The sequence below is a fragment of the Pseudidiomarina planktonica genome, from assembly GCF_900177775.1.
Classification (GTDB): Bacteria; Pseudomonadota; Gammaproteobacteria; order Enterobacterales; family Alteromonadaceae; genus Pseudidiomarina; species Pseudidiomarina planktonica.
The window spans coordinates 1,172,914-1,189,068 of the sequence record NZ_FXWH01000001.1 but is presented as its reverse complement, the minus strand read 5'-3'; the positions used below and the strand labels follow the sequence as shown (position 1 = coordinate 1,189,068).

At 49.7% G+C, this 16,155-nt stretch carries 15 protein-coding genes; 6 read left to right on the top strand and 9 right to left on the bottom strand.

What is annotated here, in order from left to right; translation table 11 throughout:
* Nucleotides 1-2: 2 nt before the first annotated feature.
* From CCE91_RS05615 to CCE91_RS05590, 6 genes are all read right to left on the bottom strand, one after another.
* On the bottom strand, nucleotides 3-1,079 hold the full coding sequence (locus CCE91_RS05615; protein ID WP_086434239.1) for a bifunctional glycosyltransferase family 2/GtrA family protein: 1,077 nt from the start codon (nucleotides 1,077-1,079) through the stop codon (nucleotides 3-5).
* A complete protein-coding gene (locus CCE91_RS05610) occupies nucleotides 1,069-1,452 on the bottom strand; it encodes a hypothetical protein (RefSeq protein ID WP_086434238.1) in 384 nt (127 codons plus the stop codon). Before CCE91_RS05610 ends, CCE91_RS05615 begins: the two co-directional genes overlap by 11 nt.
* 48 nt (nucleotides 1,453-1,500) lie before the next feature.
* Entirely contained in the window at nucleotides 1,501-2,055 is a 555-nt protein-coding gene (locus CCE91_RS05605; RefSeq protein WP_086434237.1) for a YgjV family protein, read from the bottom strand.
* Nucleotides 2,056-2,148: 93 nt separating this feature from the next.
* Entirely contained in the window at nucleotides 2,149-3,831 is a 1,683-nt protein-coding gene (locus CCE91_RS05600; RefSeq protein ID WP_086434236.1) for a M28 family metallopeptidase, read from the bottom strand.
* A gap of 53 nt (nucleotides 3,832-3,884) precedes the next feature.
* Complete coding sequence (locus CCE91_RS05595) at nucleotides 3,885-4,376, bottom strand: DUF192 domain-containing protein (RefSeq protein WP_086434235.1); 492 nt, start codon at nucleotides 4,374-4,376, stop codon at nucleotides 3,885-3,887.
* Nucleotides 4,377-4,581: 205 nt separating this feature from the next.
* On the bottom strand, nucleotides 4,582-6,012 hold the full coding sequence (locus tag CCE91_RS05590; RefSeq protein WP_086434234.1) for a protein adenylyltransferase SelO: 1,431 nt from the start codon (nucleotides 6,010-6,012) through the stop codon (nucleotides 4,582-4,584).
* A gap of 112 nt (nucleotides 6,013-6,124) precedes the next feature.
* On the opposite strand from CCE91_RS05590, the gene CCE91_RS05585 reads away from it, so the two are divergent.
* Nucleotides 6,125-7,018 (top strand): gluconeogenesis factor YvcK family protein, encoded by an 894-nt coding sequence (locus tag CCE91_RS05585; RefSeq protein WP_086434233.1) that lies wholly within the window; start codon nucleotides 6,125-6,127, stop codon nucleotides 7,016-7,018.
* A 24-nt stretch (nucleotides 7,019-7,042) separates the two neighbouring features.
* Entirely contained in the window at nucleotides 7,043-9,721 is a 2,679-nt protein-coding gene (locus CCE91_RS05580) for a M14 metallopeptidase family protein (protein ID WP_086434232.1), read from the top strand.
* A gap of 82 nt (nucleotides 9,722-9,803) precedes the next feature.
* On the opposite strand, the gene dcd is transcribed toward CCE91_RS05580, so the two are convergent.
* The gene (gene dcd / locus CCE91_RS05575; RefSeq protein ID WP_086434231.1) at nucleotides 9,804-10,391 is read right to left on the bottom strand and encodes a dCTP deaminase; all 588 of its coding nucleotides are present in this window, start codon (nucleotides 10,389-10,391) and stop codon (nucleotides 9,804-9,806) included.
* Nucleotides 10,392-10,514: 123 nt separating this feature from the next.
* Nucleotides 10,515-11,534: an iron-sulfur cluster carrier protein ApbC gene (gene apbC / locus CCE91_RS05570; RefSeq protein ID WP_086434230.1), complete on the bottom strand. Its 1,020-nt coding sequence runs from the start codon at nucleotides 11,532-11,534 to the stop codon at nucleotides 10,515-10,517.
* A gap of 165 nt (nucleotides 11,535-11,699) precedes the next feature.
* On the opposite strand from apbC, the gene metG reads away from it, so the two are divergent.
* Nucleotides 11,700-13,736, top strand: a complete 2,037-nt coding sequence (gene metG / locus CCE91_RS05565; protein WP_086434229.1) for a methionine--tRNA ligase — start codon at nucleotides 11,700-11,702, stop codon at nucleotides 13,734-13,736.
* Between the two features lie 9 nt (nucleotides 13,737-13,745).
* Nucleotides 13,746-14,933, top strand: coding sequence for a class I SAM-dependent rRNA methyltransferase (locus tag CCE91_RS05560; protein WP_086434228.1), 1,188 nt, complete (start codon nucleotides 13,746-13,748; stop codon nucleotides 14,931-14,933).
* Between the two features lie 23 nt (nucleotides 14,934-14,956).
* Here CCE91_RS05560 and CCE91_RS05555 read toward each other — a convergent pair whose 3' ends face one another.
* Nucleotides 14,957-15,253 (bottom strand): PilZ domain-containing protein, encoded by a 297-nt coding sequence (locus tag CCE91_RS05555; protein ID WP_086434227.1) that lies wholly within the window; start codon nucleotides 15,251-15,253, stop codon nucleotides 14,957-14,959.
* 123 nt (nucleotides 15,254-15,376) lie between these two features.
* Here CCE91_RS05555 and hspQ point away from each other — a divergent pair, with 123 nt between their 5' ends.
* Nucleotides 15,377-15,688, top strand: a complete 312-nt coding sequence (hspQ, locus tag CCE91_RS05550) for a heat shock protein HspQ (RefSeq protein WP_086434226.1) — start codon at nucleotides 15,377-15,379, stop codon at nucleotides 15,686-15,688.
* An 87-nt stretch (nucleotides 15,689-15,775) separates the two neighbouring features.
* Entirely contained in the window at nucleotides 15,776-16,144 is a 369-nt protein-coding gene (locus CCE91_RS05545; protein ID WP_086434225.1) for a histidine triad nucleotide-binding protein, read from the top strand.
* Nucleotides 16,145-16,155: the final 11 nt, after the last annotated feature.

Below are 16,155 nucleotides of genomic sequence, written 5' to 3'. Positions count from 1 at the left end.
AGCTAGCTGTCTTTAAATACAAAGCGGCGCTGGCCACCGTAACTTAGCAGGAAGATGCCCAGTTCAGCGATTGGCTTGCCGATGTATGGCGTAACATTCAGATACCTGAGTGACTCAGTAATAACGTAGTTCGCCAGAATCAAAACACCTGCCAGTGACACGTATTTTGCTAGTTCCGGCATCACTCTGTCTTTACTGCTAAACACAAATTGCTTGTTCAGGCTGAAGTTAAAAATGCCTGACACCACGCGTGCACAAACTATGGCCCACAGCAGATCTTCGGTTAGCCAAAAATAAGCAGCAAAAACACCGTAGTCTAAACCAGCTGAAAGTATCCCTACTCCGGCAAATTTAAAGAAACGTTGATAGATTTTAACGGAATCAATAATCGGCCGGTAATGCGAGCGGGCGTTATCGTCTTCGTACACCGTCGTAATAGACTGGGTAGCAATGGCAATGCCGCTGCGCTTTGCGTTTAACAACATGTCCAGTTCAAATTCATAACCGCAACTGCTGAAATCTTTTAGCTTGGTCAAATAGCTACGCGGAATACCACGTAAGCCGGTTTGAGTATCCCGAATGTATTCCCCGGTGAACAGGCGAAATAGCCAAAGCGTACAAACATTACCTATTTTTGAGCGCAGCGGTACTTTGCTTTCCTGAAACTCACGGCAACCAAGCCACAACCGATTTGTGCTAGTCATAAGATTGCTGGCAATAGACAGAATATCTTCAGCCAAATGCTGGCCATCAGCGTCGGCGGTTACCACGCCCACATTAGTGTCAGCACAATGCTCCAGCACCCAGTTAAAGCCTGTTTTTAAAGCCGCGCCTTTTCCCTGATTGCTCTGATGATGCAGAACAATTACGTCATTCAGTTGCGCTAACTGATTAAATACTTCTTGAGCAGTCTCATCAGAACCGTCATCGATGACCACAATGTGGCTAAAACGTTTGTTCTGCGGGTTATCGTTGCGAAGTGCCGCAATCAGTTCTGGCAGCTTGTGGTCAGGGTCCAGCGCCGGAATAACAATCACGGGGGCAATGCTGTCGCATCGTTGTGGCAAATTAGCGGTCATCATCTTTTACTTTGTACTCACCTTCAATGGTTGTTCCCTGACTGTCACTGGTGCCAGTTCCGCGACTCTGGGCTGAGTTCTGCTGTTGTTTGGTTTGCTTGGTTTGCTCACTTTGTTGGCGAGCTTGTTCCCGTGCGGCCCGCGTGAATTGCCACGCCTGCTTTACCGCCTTACGCCGGCGCCATAACAATGGCAACATTAATAGCCAACCAATAAGCACAACCAAAAGCCCGACTACCAAGCCGATAGCCAGTACCAAACCGAATATAATCCAACTCAATATGCGTGTGAGTATGTTTGTGTTTCCACCAGGGCGCATTCGATGCTGCCACTGCTGAACATGAATCCGAAATGGATTCTGGCCGTTTTTCATAGCCTCTCCTACTCCTAAATGAACCACTATTATATCGCAATCAGCCAACTATTGCTGCGGTGGCCGCGGCTTCTGTGTGGTTTCCTTTGTATCCATTTGCTTCCGCAAAGCCCGCCCGTCTTGCCACAACTTCGCGGAAATGCTCGACAAATTCACGATATTGAATAACAAACCGGAAACGCTGCCAACCAATACCGCATAAATCAAACCTAAAATTTCCGCCAGAATAAACCACTTGCGAATAAGCGTCGCGTTGTTCAGACGAATAGAGCCCACAGTAAAAATTAACGATGAAGCGTAAGCCACAAATAACGGCCACTCATGCTGTAACCAGAACCACTCCCACAGCATAAACGCCAGATTCGCCAGTACAAATACCCAAAGTACCACCGGCCCTTGCCAGCGCAGTGCGACAAAGTTACGCACCACTCCTATAGCCAGCACTATGCCAGCTGCCATGGCACCCAGCATAAAGAAGTGAACAGACAAACAGGCTAGTGCCAGCGCCGATACAATGCGATAGCTATCGGCATTGTTTTGGCGATAGCCAATAAAGTTAATCACCAGCGCAAGAACGCCGAAACCTTCTGCTAACCAATTCAAATGTTCTGTCTCCTACCTTTTATCATTACCGGTTGGTCATAAAAAAAGCGGCAGCGCATTGGCGGCTGCCGCTTCTAATGCTGCTGCTAAGCCCTACTGACGTTGGTCGGCAGTCTCATCGCGAATGGCTTTGAATTCGTTGCCATCGTTCCAGCTTGGCCAGGCATCACTATTGGCCAGTTCGCTACCAATACTAAAATAAACGCTTAAGTCTTGCTGTACACCGCGTAAATCCCAGTCTTCGTTATACTCATCGGCAGGCTTGTGATAAGCCGTACGAATATACTCTGCACGCTGCTCTTCAACGTGTGCACGGCCGTGTTCAAAGTGATCGTTGCCGCCTTTAGCATACAACATAGGTACGCCTTTTTTCGCCAGATTGAAGTGATCTGAGCGGTAAAATGAGCCAACTTCCGGCGTAGGTTCAGGGGCAATATAACGATTCTGCGGCTGAACATAACGTTCCAGGTAATCTTCCAGTTCAGAATTCCCAAAACCTACTACCACCATGTCACGTACCGGACCATACACGTTCATCACGTCCATGTTTATACCGGCAACCGCTTTACTAAGTGGAAATAGCGGATTGTTCGCGTACCAGTCAGAACCTAATAAACCACGTTCTTCCGCCGCTACCGCTGCAAATACAATAGAACGCTTAGGCGCTGGTGCCTGGGCAAATTTCTCGGCAATAGCTAACAAACCAGCGGTACCACTGGCGTTGTCCTGTGCACCATTATAAATCGGGTCTTCGGTATTAATTGGGTCAACGCCGAGGTGGTCCCAATGCGCCATGTAAATCACATGTTCTTCAGGTGTTTCAGTACCTTCGATGTAACCCACTACATTGGACGAGTCCAGATATTCAAATTTACTCTGCACCCGAACATTCAGCGCTGTATTCAGGCTAACCGCGGCAAAGTCAGTGCGCTGGGCTTGCTCACGCATTTCTGCCAGAGACTTGCCCTGGGCAGCGAACAGTTGATCGGCGCTTTCCGAAGTAATCCAACCTTCCACCTGAACCCGGTCCATATTCTTGTTGTCGCGGGCTAAGTCAAAGCGCACCGGTGAACCACCTGCTACTACGCCCCAACCATAACCTGCAGGTCCGGTTTCATGAATCACTAAAGCTGCCGCGGCGCCCTGCCGCGCAGCTTCTTCGTATTTATAAGTCCAGCGACCATAGTAAGTCATGGCTGAGCCATTAAATAATTCAGCATCCTGGGTGTCGTAGCCGGGATCATTCACCAGCATAACTACCGTTTTACCCTCAACATCCAAATCTTCGTAGTCGTTCCAGTCGTACTCCGGTGCCACAATACCGTAGCCCACGAATACCACTTCGCTGTTGTCCAGTTGAATATCTTCAACCACTCGTGGACTCCAGGCCATCATTTCAGTTCTGTATTCAAATGCATCAACAGCAGTGTCGCCACTGAAAGTCATGCTGCTGACTTTATAAGGAATCATTTTAACCAGCGGAACTTTCTGCTCGTAGCTGCCGGTTTCCGAGTTGTAAGGCTTTAAGCCCCACTCGGCAAACTTGCTCGACAGCATATCTACCGTCAGTTCTTCGCCGTCACTAGCGGGCGCGCGGCCTTCAAACTCGTCTGACGACAAGCGCTTCAAGTAGTCACGGTAGTTCTCGTTAAATTCGGCAACTTCTAGCGCCGATTCTTCCATGCGGGTTTCGCTGTCCGCATCTGGCGCATCTGAGCAACCACTGGCAATTGCAAGCGACAAGGCTGTCGCTGTCCATATCGAGAAATGTTTCATCACAGCATCCTATTTTCAGTTGATGACTTTTAGTTATTCGTAAAGACTACCAATTATTCAGTCCCAGCGCAGCTACCATTTTTTGCTTCACGCAGCGTATCACCCACCGCAATGCCAACATCCTGAAAATAGCCAAAGTCCATTTCCAACGCACTTTGATACTCTTTACCAGGGCGGTAGCTTGGGCAGTTAGCGGGGTCTATGCTGGTACAAGGCTGCATTTGCATAATGCGTACAATGCGGTGGTTAGAATCAATAAAGGCAATATCCAGTGGAATTAAGGTTTGATACATCCAGAACCCATTGTGCCCGGGGCGCACACTATCGTAACGAAACAACATGCCATGGTGAGGTTGTAAAGATTCGCGCTGCATTAACCCGCGCGCTCTGGTCGTTAAGGTGTCCGCTACTTCAGCGGTAATTACCTGCGCATGGTCACCCACACACAGCTGCGTAGTTTCCAGATTTGACTGTGCCGATACCTCGGTAAAAAAAGTTAACGCAAATCCGGCAATAAAAAGAGTAGGTAGTCGCATAGCCGCCATGTAGTTGAATCCTGAATGACCAGTGTAGAACCGTCACTATAGCGCTTTCTGAGGGCAACTCAATTGCTTAGCATGAGAAAAATGGCGACATCCGTGTCACCATGCAGCAACGGATAATGTGATAGTTAAAATTAAAAAAAATTCCGTTACCTCATTAAATTTACAAAGTCTTTACCAAAAGTAACCTGTTGGAATAAAACTATTCTTAGCTGGAGCAGGAAATTTCAAGTTCGCTGGCCCAGGCCGGCGGCACTTTGGCAAAACGGTCACGCTCAGCCTGATAGGTAAACGGCTGTTGCAGAGTTTTGTACAGGTCCTCCAGCACGCTTAAATCACCCTGCTCAGCCGCTACAATGGCCTCCTGAGCTAAATAGTTGCGCAAAATATAACGCGGATTCGCGGCCAGCATTTGCGTTTGCTTCTGCTTGGCACTTAATACATCAGCCTGCCAGCGGCTGTGGTAGCGTTGCCACCAGTTGGCTAACTCACCACTATTATCGCTATCGATCAACTCGGCTACGCCCTGCTCCGGGGCTTCCGCCAGGGCTCGCATACTTAAGGTAAAGTCCCGTTGCTGGCGTGCCAGTATGTCTAAGTATTCAGACATCAATTGACGATCTTCGGTACCTACTTCGGTTAACCCAAAGCGTTTTGCCATTAATGCCCAGTAATCCCGGTGTAAATAGCCTTCAAAGCGTTTCAGTGCTGCCACCAGCGCGTCTGATTCAATTAACGGACTCAGCGCCAGCGCCAGACAGTTCAGGTTCCACAGGGCAATAGAAGGCTGCTGATCAAAGGCGTACCGCCCGGTATGGTCCGAATGATTACAAATTAACTTAGGATTGTAGGTGTCCATAAACTGGAACGGACCAAAATCAAAAGTTTCGCCAACAATACTCATGTTGTCGGTGTTCATGACCCCGTGATTAAAGCCGTACGCCTGCCAGCCGGCCACCATAGCAGCGGTACTCTGCACCACTCGTTCAAAGAATTCGGTTTCAGGTTGCTCAGCTAAGTCAGGCCACTGGGTTTCAATCACGTAGTTCATTAAGCCGGTAAGTTCATTCGACAAACCACGATGGTAGCAATGTTCGAAATGACCAAAGCGAATATGCGTACGCGCCACCCGCGCCAGCATGGCACCGGGCTCAGGTTGTTCACGTTGCACCACAGTGGCGCCAGCTACTACGCTTAACGCCCGCGTGGTTGGAATACCTAAGTGATACAAGGCTTCGCTGCCAAGAAATTCACGAATACAGGAACGCAGTACCGCCCTACCGTCTGCTCCGCGACTGTAAGGAGTGGGTCCGGCTCCTTTCAAGTGAATATCCACGCGTTGTTGGTCAGTTACCCACTCACCCAGCAGTAAGCCACGGCCATCACCCAAGTAAGGGTTATAGTGACCAAACTGGTGCCCCGCATACTTTTGTGCCAGCGGCTGACTGCCTGGCATTTGGCGATTACCACCAAAAGTACTAGGTAGCTGCTCTGCCGTTACCGGCAGTTGCAGTTCGTGTAGCAACGCCTGATTGGCAATAACCAGTTGTGGCTGCTCTAGTGGCGCTTGCTGTTGTTCGTGCAACAAGGCCGGGAACTCGCGTAAAAACCTGTTGTCGAAACGAAATTGATTGGGCATAAGCTCTCCAAAACCATGAATAACAATAATAACAGGGAGTAGCTTGTCTCGTAAGCTTGCAGTAACCGAAGCATTTCGGTAGTTTCTGCATAAATACGTGACGAGCCAAATTATGGAACTCGAGCATTTACGTCGAATTACTGCAATTGGTGGTGGCCATGGTTTGGGCCGACTACTTTCTACATTGTCGTTTCTGGAACGACGCTTAGTCGGCATTGTCGCAACTACAGACAATGGCGGTGCTACCGGCTTGCTGCGCCAAACCCATCACTGCATTGCCTGGGGCGATATTCGCAACTGCCTGTCGCAACTGGTGGAACAACCACTAGCTGCAGAAGTACTGAACTACCGGTTTAGCGGCGACACCAGCCTTACCGGCCACAACTTCGGCAACCTCTTACTGTACACCCTGGACCAACTAAGCGCCCGTCCGCTAGACGGCATTCAACTGCTAAGTCGTTTGCTGAGCGTTGATACGCGCTTATTGCCAATGTCCGAAAACCCCACTGACCTTATTGCGACTACCCATGAAGGTATTGATTGCTATGGCGAAATACGGGTCGACAAGCTTACTCGTATGCCCCTGTCGTTACGTTTGAATGGTTCGGTATCAGCGACACCAGAAGCCGTTCGGCACATTCGCCGCAGTGATCTTATCATTCTTGGCCCGGGTAGTTTCCTTACTTCCGTACTACCACCGCTGCTGGTCGAGGATATTAGTCAGGCTATCGCAGATAGTCAGGCCAACGTGCTATTCATTGATAATCTGGTTGCGGAAAAGAGCCCTGCGGGACAATTATCGCTGGCACAACGCTTAGCCTGGCTGGAACAACAGCTTGGCCATCAGCTGATTGATGCGGTAATTTCCAACAACAATACGCACGGGGTGAAAGTGCCAGTGATTAACAGCGTACAGGCGGATAGTGATGTACCACACCGCCATGACGCCGAGTCGTTGTTACAGGCGATTCGCTCAGCAGTGGCGCAATTTCACTCCGCAGCCTGAAAAAAATAATACAAGGAAGCTTAAATGAAACCCGCCAAAGTTTTTCGTGCAGCGAGTCTGGCACTCTGTTGCAGTGGCCTATTCGGCCTGGCCCAAGCCAGCACCGCTGACCTTGGTCTTGACGTTACTTACGACACCGCCACACCAACCGTAGAAAAAGTGCTGGGCTATGACTTAGCCAGCAGAATCTCCAGCCCTGAAGCCATTGTGACTTATTTAACAGCGCTGGCTGAGGCACATCCGGATCGCGTAAAACTACTTGATTACGGAACTAGCTGGGAAGGTCGTCCGTTGGTTTATCTGGCTATTTCCAGTGCCGATAACATGGCCAACTTTGATGAATTTCAAACTCAGATACAGCAATTGGCTGACCCACGCGTTACTAACACCAGTGGCGCCGAATCCATTATGCAATCACTGCCAGCCAGCATCTGGTTGTCGTACGGTGTGCATGGTAATGAAATCTCGTCACCGGAAGCAGCATTATTAACTGCCTACCACTTGCTGGCAGCTACCGATGAGAAAACTCAGGGTTATTTAGACAATACCGTGGTGTTTATTGATCCGCTGCAAAACCCGGACGGCCGTGGCCGCTTCGTGAATCGTTACTATCAGAATGCCGGCATGGTGCATTCTGCGGATCGTATTTCAGTAGAACATAATGAACCTTGGCCAAACGGCCGTACCAACCACTACTTATTCGATATGAACCGTGACTGGTTAGCCTTAACGCAACCAGAAATCAAAGGTCAGGTTGCTGAGCTGCTAAAGTACTACCCACTGGCGTTCGTGGATTTACACGAAATGAGTGGCGACAGTAGCTACTACTTTACCCCAGAAGCTGAACCTTATAACCCGTACATTACCGAGTCACAGCGTGAAGGTTTAAACTGGATTGGTAAAAACAACGGCGCCTGGTTTGATCGGGAAGGTTTTGATTACTTCACTCGTGAAATTTTTGATGCCTTCTATCCGGGTTACGGTGCCAGTTGGCCGGCCTATCATGGTGCTTTATCCATGACTTATGAAATGGCATCGTCGCGTGGACACGAATTCCGCACCAAAGATGGTGACATTCTTACCTATGGTGATGGCGTTTACCGCCACTTTATTGCTTCTGTAGCAACCGTTGAAACCGTGTCGAATAGACGTGAAGCCCTGCTGAATAACTTTTGGGAATACCGTAAAAGCGCTATTGATGAAGGGCGTCAGCACGACGAACGTTACTTGATTTTTAATCCTGAAAAAGACGCTGCAGCAACACAAAAACTAGCGGCGCTGATGACGGACCATGGTATTGACGTGCAACGGGCCGAAGAAAGCTTTAAAACCTGTGGCACCGACTACCCGCAAGGCACCTTTATTGTGGACAAAGCCCAGCCGGCTTATCGCATGATTGGCACCTTGTTGGATCAGCAAATTGACATGGCACCGCATTTTATCGCGGAACAGGAACGTCGCCGTGGCAACAACCTACCTGACCAAATTTACGATGTAACCGCCTGGTCACTGCCGTTAATGTTTAACGTGGCACCAGACACGTGTGGACGCACGCCTCGCGTAGCAACCGTAGCGGCTGACAACCAACGTATTAAACCAGGTCAGGTGATTAATGCCGACGCTGAAGTCGCTTTCTTAGTACCTTGGGGCGACATGAATGCGGGTCGTTTCTTAACCGCTGCGTTACGTCATGATTTAGTGGTGAAAAGCAGCGATTTGCCGTTCACGCTGGAAAATGGCAGCAAGTACCCGGCTGGTTCGTTAATTCTAACTCGCAGTGATAACGGCGCGGATTTGGTCAATAAAATAACAGCTATTGCCAATGAAAGCGGCGCTACGGTAACTGGCGTTGATTCAAGCTGGGTTGTTGACGGCCCAAACTTCGGCTCGGAAAACGTGGTGCGTATGCATGCACCAAACATTGCCATTGCCTGGGACGAACCGGCCAGTGTGCTAAGTGCCGGTAATACGCGCTTTGTTATTGAGCGTCAGTTTAACTACCCGGTTACGGCTATTCGCCCGAACCAACTGGCGCGCGCTGACTTAAGCCATTATCAGGTACTGATTTTACCTGGCAGCTATCGCGACTATCAGCAGTCCTTTGGTGAGTCTGGTACCAGCAACCTGAAAGAGTGGATTGCCGATGGCGGTGTTCTGATTACACTAGGCCGCGCTACGCGTTATGCCGTTGAGCAAAACTTCATCAACAGTAAACGTGAACTGGCTGCGTCAGACAAAGAAGACGTGAATGGCCATGATGACTCAGTTACCAAAGGTCAGTTGTTTGAAACTGCGGCCGAATTACAACACGCGGTTGACCCTGCTGATGTTGATCCTTACTGGGTATCAGGTGTTTTGGCAAATACCAACGTTGATCAGGAACACTGGTTAAGCGCAGGGGTGAAACCAGAAGTGGTGTCTTTGGTAGTGGGTAACGATATCTACACCCCACTAACCATTGATAACGGCCGCAACATTGCTACCTTTGCCGGACCTGACGACGTTCTGGCCAGTGGCTTTATCTGGGACGAAACCCGCACTCAAATCGCCTTTAAACCACTGGTTATGTGGCAACCAAAAGGCAAAGGCATGGTGATTTCTTATACTCAGGAACCAACCTACCGTGCTTACTTAGATGGCCTGAATGTGTTGTTTATGAACAGCATTTTCCGTGCTGCCGCACATGCGACTCCGCTGCGCTAAGCTGGTATAGCTATACCCACAAAAAAGCCCGCTGTTAGCGGGCTTTTTCATATCCGTTACTTTATTCCGTTACCGGATCGAATCAGGAACCGTCGGCTGAAATACGCGATGCTACAGCGCCGCGTTGGTCTTTGTATTTGGCGTCCTGACGTTTGCTATACGGGCGCAAACAAGATTCATCCAGCAACTCAAAGCTAAGCGCACCAATTTTCATTAACGGTCGAAGTGCCAGTGGTAACTTACCGCTGTTAAAGAACTCCAGTACCACCTGCCCTGACCAACCCGGGTCAATACGGTGTGCGGTAACGTGTACCATTAAACCTAAACGGGCCAGCGATGAGCGGCCATCCAGCCAACCCACCATGTTATCCGGCAAAGTCACGGCTTCGTGCGTTACAGCCAAAGCAAACTCACCCGGATGAATGAAAAACGCATTGTCTTCCGACAATACTATTGGGTCGCTCATCACTTGCTGAATAGCGCGGTCAATTTCATGGCGTGGCCCGCTGATATCAATAAAAGGCGCAGCGTGGTCCTGTAACACCCGGAACTCGTTACCCAGATGGATATCAACCGTAACCCCGCTAATATCTTCCTGCTGAGGCGTAGGCTCAATACCAATCAGGCCTCGTTCTAAATAGTCTTCTATTTGTCTGTCCGTTAACCGCATTGTGCTACCTTTTTATTGCTAACTTTACGTGCTTCGGCACTTAAATTAATTGGGTCTATTTTTACCACTAACAGGCTGCTTTGTCGTTACTTAGTTTGCCCGTTCACCGTTTCACTGCCGGCCTCATTTTTTGGCCTGATGGTAAAGTGATGCAGCCAGCAGCTCGGCACTACGGCGCATAGCTTCGCACAAAGCGTCGTCCGGGCTACTGGTTAACAGCGGCTTACCGGCATCCAGTGCCGCCTGCATGCGCGTGGCCAGAGGCCATTGACCCAATAATGGAACTTGTTGCTCGGCAGCCGTATGCGCACCACCGTCGCGACCAAATATAGGTTCCTGATGGCCGCACTGACTGCATTCGAAATAACTCATGTTTTCCAGCACACCGCTAATGGGAATATTCACCTTACGGAACATAGCGATACCTTTTTCAGCATCAGCCAATGCCACATTCTGCGGGGTGGTAACAACCACAGCTCCGGTAATCGGCAGTTTTTGCGCAAAAGTCAGTTGAATATCACCGGTGCCCGGCGGCATATCCACCAGCAGGTAATCCAGCGGTTGCCACTTAGTGTCGCGGAACAGTTGCTGCAGTGCCGCACTGGCCATAGGCCCACGCCAAATGGCAGCATCGCCCTTGCCGGTCAAATAGCCAAGCGAGTTCACCTGTAAGCCGTAACAATCATGCGGGATCATTTTATTGTCTTCAGTAAACTGCAATGGCTCATTGGCCTTGCCCAGCATGGTTGGAATGGATGGTCCATAAATATCAGCGTCTAGCACCCCTACGCGGGCGCCGAGCTGTTGTAACGCCAGCGCCAGTTGCACTGTTGCCGATGACTTACCAACCCCGCCTTTACCGGAGGAAATAACCACCACGTTGCCGTGCATACGCGGCATTTCAGGCTGGGAATTACGCAACGTTTCCGGTTTGATAACCAGTTGCCATTGGTAATCCTGACATACGGCGGTGCTATTTAGCAGCGTCAGTACGCCCGGCCCTGCTGCAAACGGCAGCTGTAAAGTGGCGGTAGTGCCTTCCACGGTTACCCATGTCGCTGGGATACCCGCCGGAAACAAGGGATCGCGAATTTGTTGCAACGCATCTAGTAACGCTGCAGGTGCTGCGTTGGAAGTTGCCATTTAAAACCTCGTTGGTGAACAAAACAGTTCGTATGAAACCCGCATGATAGGAGTACTGGCGCTAGATTGCCAGCCGTAGATCCGTTACACTTCCCGACGTTGACTGACGCGTGTAATTACCGCGCCAGCAGGTTCAGTATTCATCAATTAGGTACGTTATTGCGCATGACTCAAGCTACCCGAAAAATTCTCGTTACCAACGCCTTACCCTATGCCAATGGCCCCATTCATTTAGGCCATATGCTTGGCTATATTCAGGCTGATATCTGGGTTCGATTCCAGAAATTTCGTGGCAACGAATGCCATTACATGTGTGCTGACGATGCGCATGGCACGCCGATTATGCTTAAAGCCCAGCAGTTGGGTATTGCGCCGGAAGACATGATTGCCGAAATGAACGCGGCGCATCAGCGCGACTTTGGCGACTTTCACGTAGCTTTTGATCACTACTATTCCACTCACAGCCCGGAAAACCGTGAACTGGCGGAAACTATTTATCGTCGCCTGCGTGATAACGATCATATTAAAACCCGCGTTATTGAGCAGTTGTATGACCCACAGCAAGAAATGTTCTTACCGGATCGTTTCGTGAAAGGTGAATGCCCCAGCTGCGGCGCCGCCGACCAGTACGGCGACAACTGTGACGTTTGTGGTGCCACTTACGCACCAACTGAACTTAAAAATCCGAAGTCTGTGGTATCGGGTGCTGAGCCTGAACTGCGCCAGTCTGAACACTATTTCTTCGACCTGCCGGCCTTTAACGACATGCTAAAAGCCTGGACCCGCTCAGGTTCATTGCAGGAAGAAATGGCCAACAAACTGAACGAATGGTTTGAGCAAGGCTTGCAGCAGTGGGACATTAGCCGCGATGCGCCTTACTTTGGCTTTGAAATTCCAGATGCGCCGGGCAAGTACTTCTATGTATGGCTGGACGCACCTATTGGCTACATGAGTAGCTTTAAACACTATTGTGACCAAACCGGCAATGCCAACTGGGACGAGTACTGGCAAGCCGACAGCGAAACCGAGCTGTACCACTTTATTGGTAAAGACATTATTTATTTCCACAGCCTGTTTTGGCCGGCCATGCTAAAAGGCGCCAACTTCCGCCAGCCGAATAACGTGTGGGCGCACGGTTTTATTACCGTGAACGGTACCAAGATGTCGAAATCCAAAGGCACCTTTATTATGGCTCGTACCTACTTAGAGCACTTAGACCCTGAGTATTTGCGCTACTACTTTGCCGCTAAGCTGACCAGCCGTATTGATGATTTAGACCTGAACCTGACCGATTTCGCCCAGCGCGTGAACTCTGATCTGGTTGGTAAAGTAGTGAATATCGCCAGCCGTTGTGCCAGCTTTATTACCAAGAAGTTCGACGGCAAGTTGTCAGCTAATTTACCTGAACAAGAGCTATTAGCCGATTTCCAAAATGCCGCAGCAGGTCTGGCTGAAGCTTATGAAAAACGTGAGTTCAGCAAAGCCATGCGCGACATTATGGCGCTGGCCGACCGGGCCAATCAATATATTGCTGACAAAGAACCCTGGCAGCTGATTAAAGATCCGGAAAAAGCCGACGAAGTTCATGAAATATGTTCCGTAGGCATTAACTTGTTCCGCTTACTGATGATTTACCTAACACCGGTAGTTCCTGAGTTAGCCAAGCGCGTGCAAAGTTTCCTGAACAACGAATTCACTTGGGACAGCCATAAGCAATTACTGACTGATCATCAGGTAAATAAATTCTCAGCGCTGCTGAAACGCGTGGAAATGGATACCGTAAACGCCATGATTGAAGATTCAAAAGAAGCTCAGCAACAACCTGCTACAGCAGTTACTACCAGCAATGAAGAGCTGGCTAACGACCCGATTAGCGAGACCATTCAGTTTGAAGATTTCGCCAAACTTGATTTGCGGGTGGCCTTAATTGCTAACGCCGAACATGTTGAAGGCGCTGATAAGCTACTGAAACTCACCCTGGATTTAGGCGGTGAAACCCGGCAGGTGTTCGCGGGTATTAAGTCAGCTTACGACCCGGCTACTCTGATTGGTCAGCATACTGTGATGGTGGCTAACCTGGCCCCTCGTAAAATGCGCTTCGGTTTGTCCGAAGGCATGGTGTTAGCGGCCGGCCCTGGTGGCAGTGAACTGTATATTATGAATCCGCACGCCGGCGCTAAGCCTGGCATGCGGGTTAAGTAGGCCGCTACTATGACCGCACTGGTGCATTTGAAGCCCGGTAAAGAGAAGTCATTACGGCGTTTACACCCGTGGATTTTCAGTGGTGCTATAGAGCGCGTAAAAGGCGACCCCAAAAGCGGCGAAACTGTTGCTGTGCATGCCGACAATGGCGACTGGCTGGGCTGGGCCGCATGGTCACCGCAGTCGCAAATTCGTGCGCGTATTTGGAGTTTTCGTCAGGCTGACACCATAGACGCTGCATTTTTTAAGCGGCGGTTGGAACAGGCCTATGCATTTCGCCAACAGTTGAACATTGCCAGCAACGCCTATCGCTTGTGTGCCGCCGAAGCAGACGGCCTGCCCGGCGTTACTATTGATGTGTACGACAACTGGTTGGTGTTGCAACTGCTGAGCACGGGTGCGGAGTTCTGGCGCGATATTATTGTAGCCGCCCTGGCCGAGTTATTCCCTGATCATCATTGTTACGAACGCTCTGATGTAGACGTACGTAAAAAAGAAGGCTTAACGCCAGTAACCGGCATGATTGGCGATGGCGAAGTACCAGAGCAGGTAGTGATTACCGAAAACGATATTCGCCTTGGCGTTGATATTAAGCAGGGTCACAAAACCGGGTACTATTTAGACCAGCGCGACAGCCGCAAAGCGGTGCAAAAGTACTGTGCCGGCAAAAGCGTTCTGAATGCCTTTAGCTACACCGGCGGTTTTGGAGTGTTTGCAGCCGCGGCCGGTGCCAGCGAAGTGGTGAACGTAGACGTGTCTGCACCAGCTCTGGCACAAGCTACGGCCAACATGGACATGAACCCGGCCACCGACTGTAAAGTGGAAAACCTTCAGCTTGATGTATTTCAGGCGTTGCGTGACTTTCATCATCAGGGGCGGCGCTTCGACGTGATAGTGCTGGACCCACCCAAGTTTGTGGACAGCAAAGCCAGCTTAATGAGCGCGTGTCGGGGTTATAAAGATATTAATCGTATGGCCAGCCTGATTTTAAAACCGGGCGGTATTTTGCTGACGTTTTCATGCTCAGGTTTGTTATCTACCGAGCTGTTTCAGAAAGTGGTTGCAGACGCAGCGTTAGATGCAGGACGCCCGCTACGCATTATTGAGCATTTATATCAGTCCGCCGACCATCCGGTGCTGTTAAGTTACCCTGAAGCCTTGTATTTAAAAGGTCTGGTACTGCAGGCTGACGCGTAATTAGCCCTAATTAACGCCTCACTTTAAACCATTTCAATGATTTCGCAGCCGAGGTGATACTGCCCCGGCTCGATTTCACTGCAACGAATAATTTTGCAGGTGGCCTGCAGTGCCGGTACTACTCCACCGGTGTCCATATGCACCCGAATTTGGCTTCCCTCAGGTATAGCAATATCAACATCAATGCTCATGCCCGTTGCCGATAAATCCCGACATATGCCTTTTACCTGTTGCTCCCCTTCGTCGTCCTCAAACCGTATTTCGACATTTGAATTTACTGCCATACGAATAAAGTTGCGTTGGTCATCTCGGGTAATCATAACGGCCTCCTGCTTGCCTGTTCACTCTTTTTAACCTAACCGCCCCCCACTGTCAAAAATGACTAAAGCACAGCGCGTTATGGCCGATACTATATGCGACAGTAATGCACAAAGGGGAGTTGCATGGTCACCGCTAAATTTGCTATTGGACAGCTTGTCACACATTCGCTTTATGGGTATCGCGGTGTCATCATTGATGCAGATCCTGAATTTTGCCTTTCCGACGATTGGTACGACCGTATGGCAAAGTCGCGCCCGGCCAAGCATCAGCCCTGGTATCACGTGCTGGTAAACAATTCGTCTATTCAAACCTACGTTGCTGAATATAACCTGATGCCTGACATCAGTGATGCAAAAATTCAGCATCCGCTGGTAAACACGTTTTTCCACAGTTTCCAGCAAGGCTCTTACCGACTTGACGAACCCATGAACTAAACAGCCTTGTTCACCTGCCAGTGAATGACTATGATGGAGCTATTATCCTCTCTTCATTCGCTACTACCGCAGGAAAAGGAAGCAAGCATGAGTTCAGAAACACTGTTTACCAAAATTGTTAACCGCGAAATTCCCGCCGATATTATTTATGAAGACGATCTATTGCTGGCGTTTAAAGATATAAACCCGCAGGCCCCTTTCCATGCTCTGGTTATTCCCAAACAAGTTATTGCCACCGCCAACGATATCACCGCCGAGAATAGCGATGTGGTAGGTAAAATGTATGTGGCTGCGGCTAAAATTGCTAAACAGGAAGGTTTTGCTGACGACGGCTACCGCTTGGTCATGAACTGCAATGAACATGGCGGCCAAACGGTGTATCACATTCACCTGCATGTACTAGGCGGCAAGCCAATGGGCTGGCCTCCATATACCGATAAAGCAAAAAAGGCCTGAATCAGGCCTTT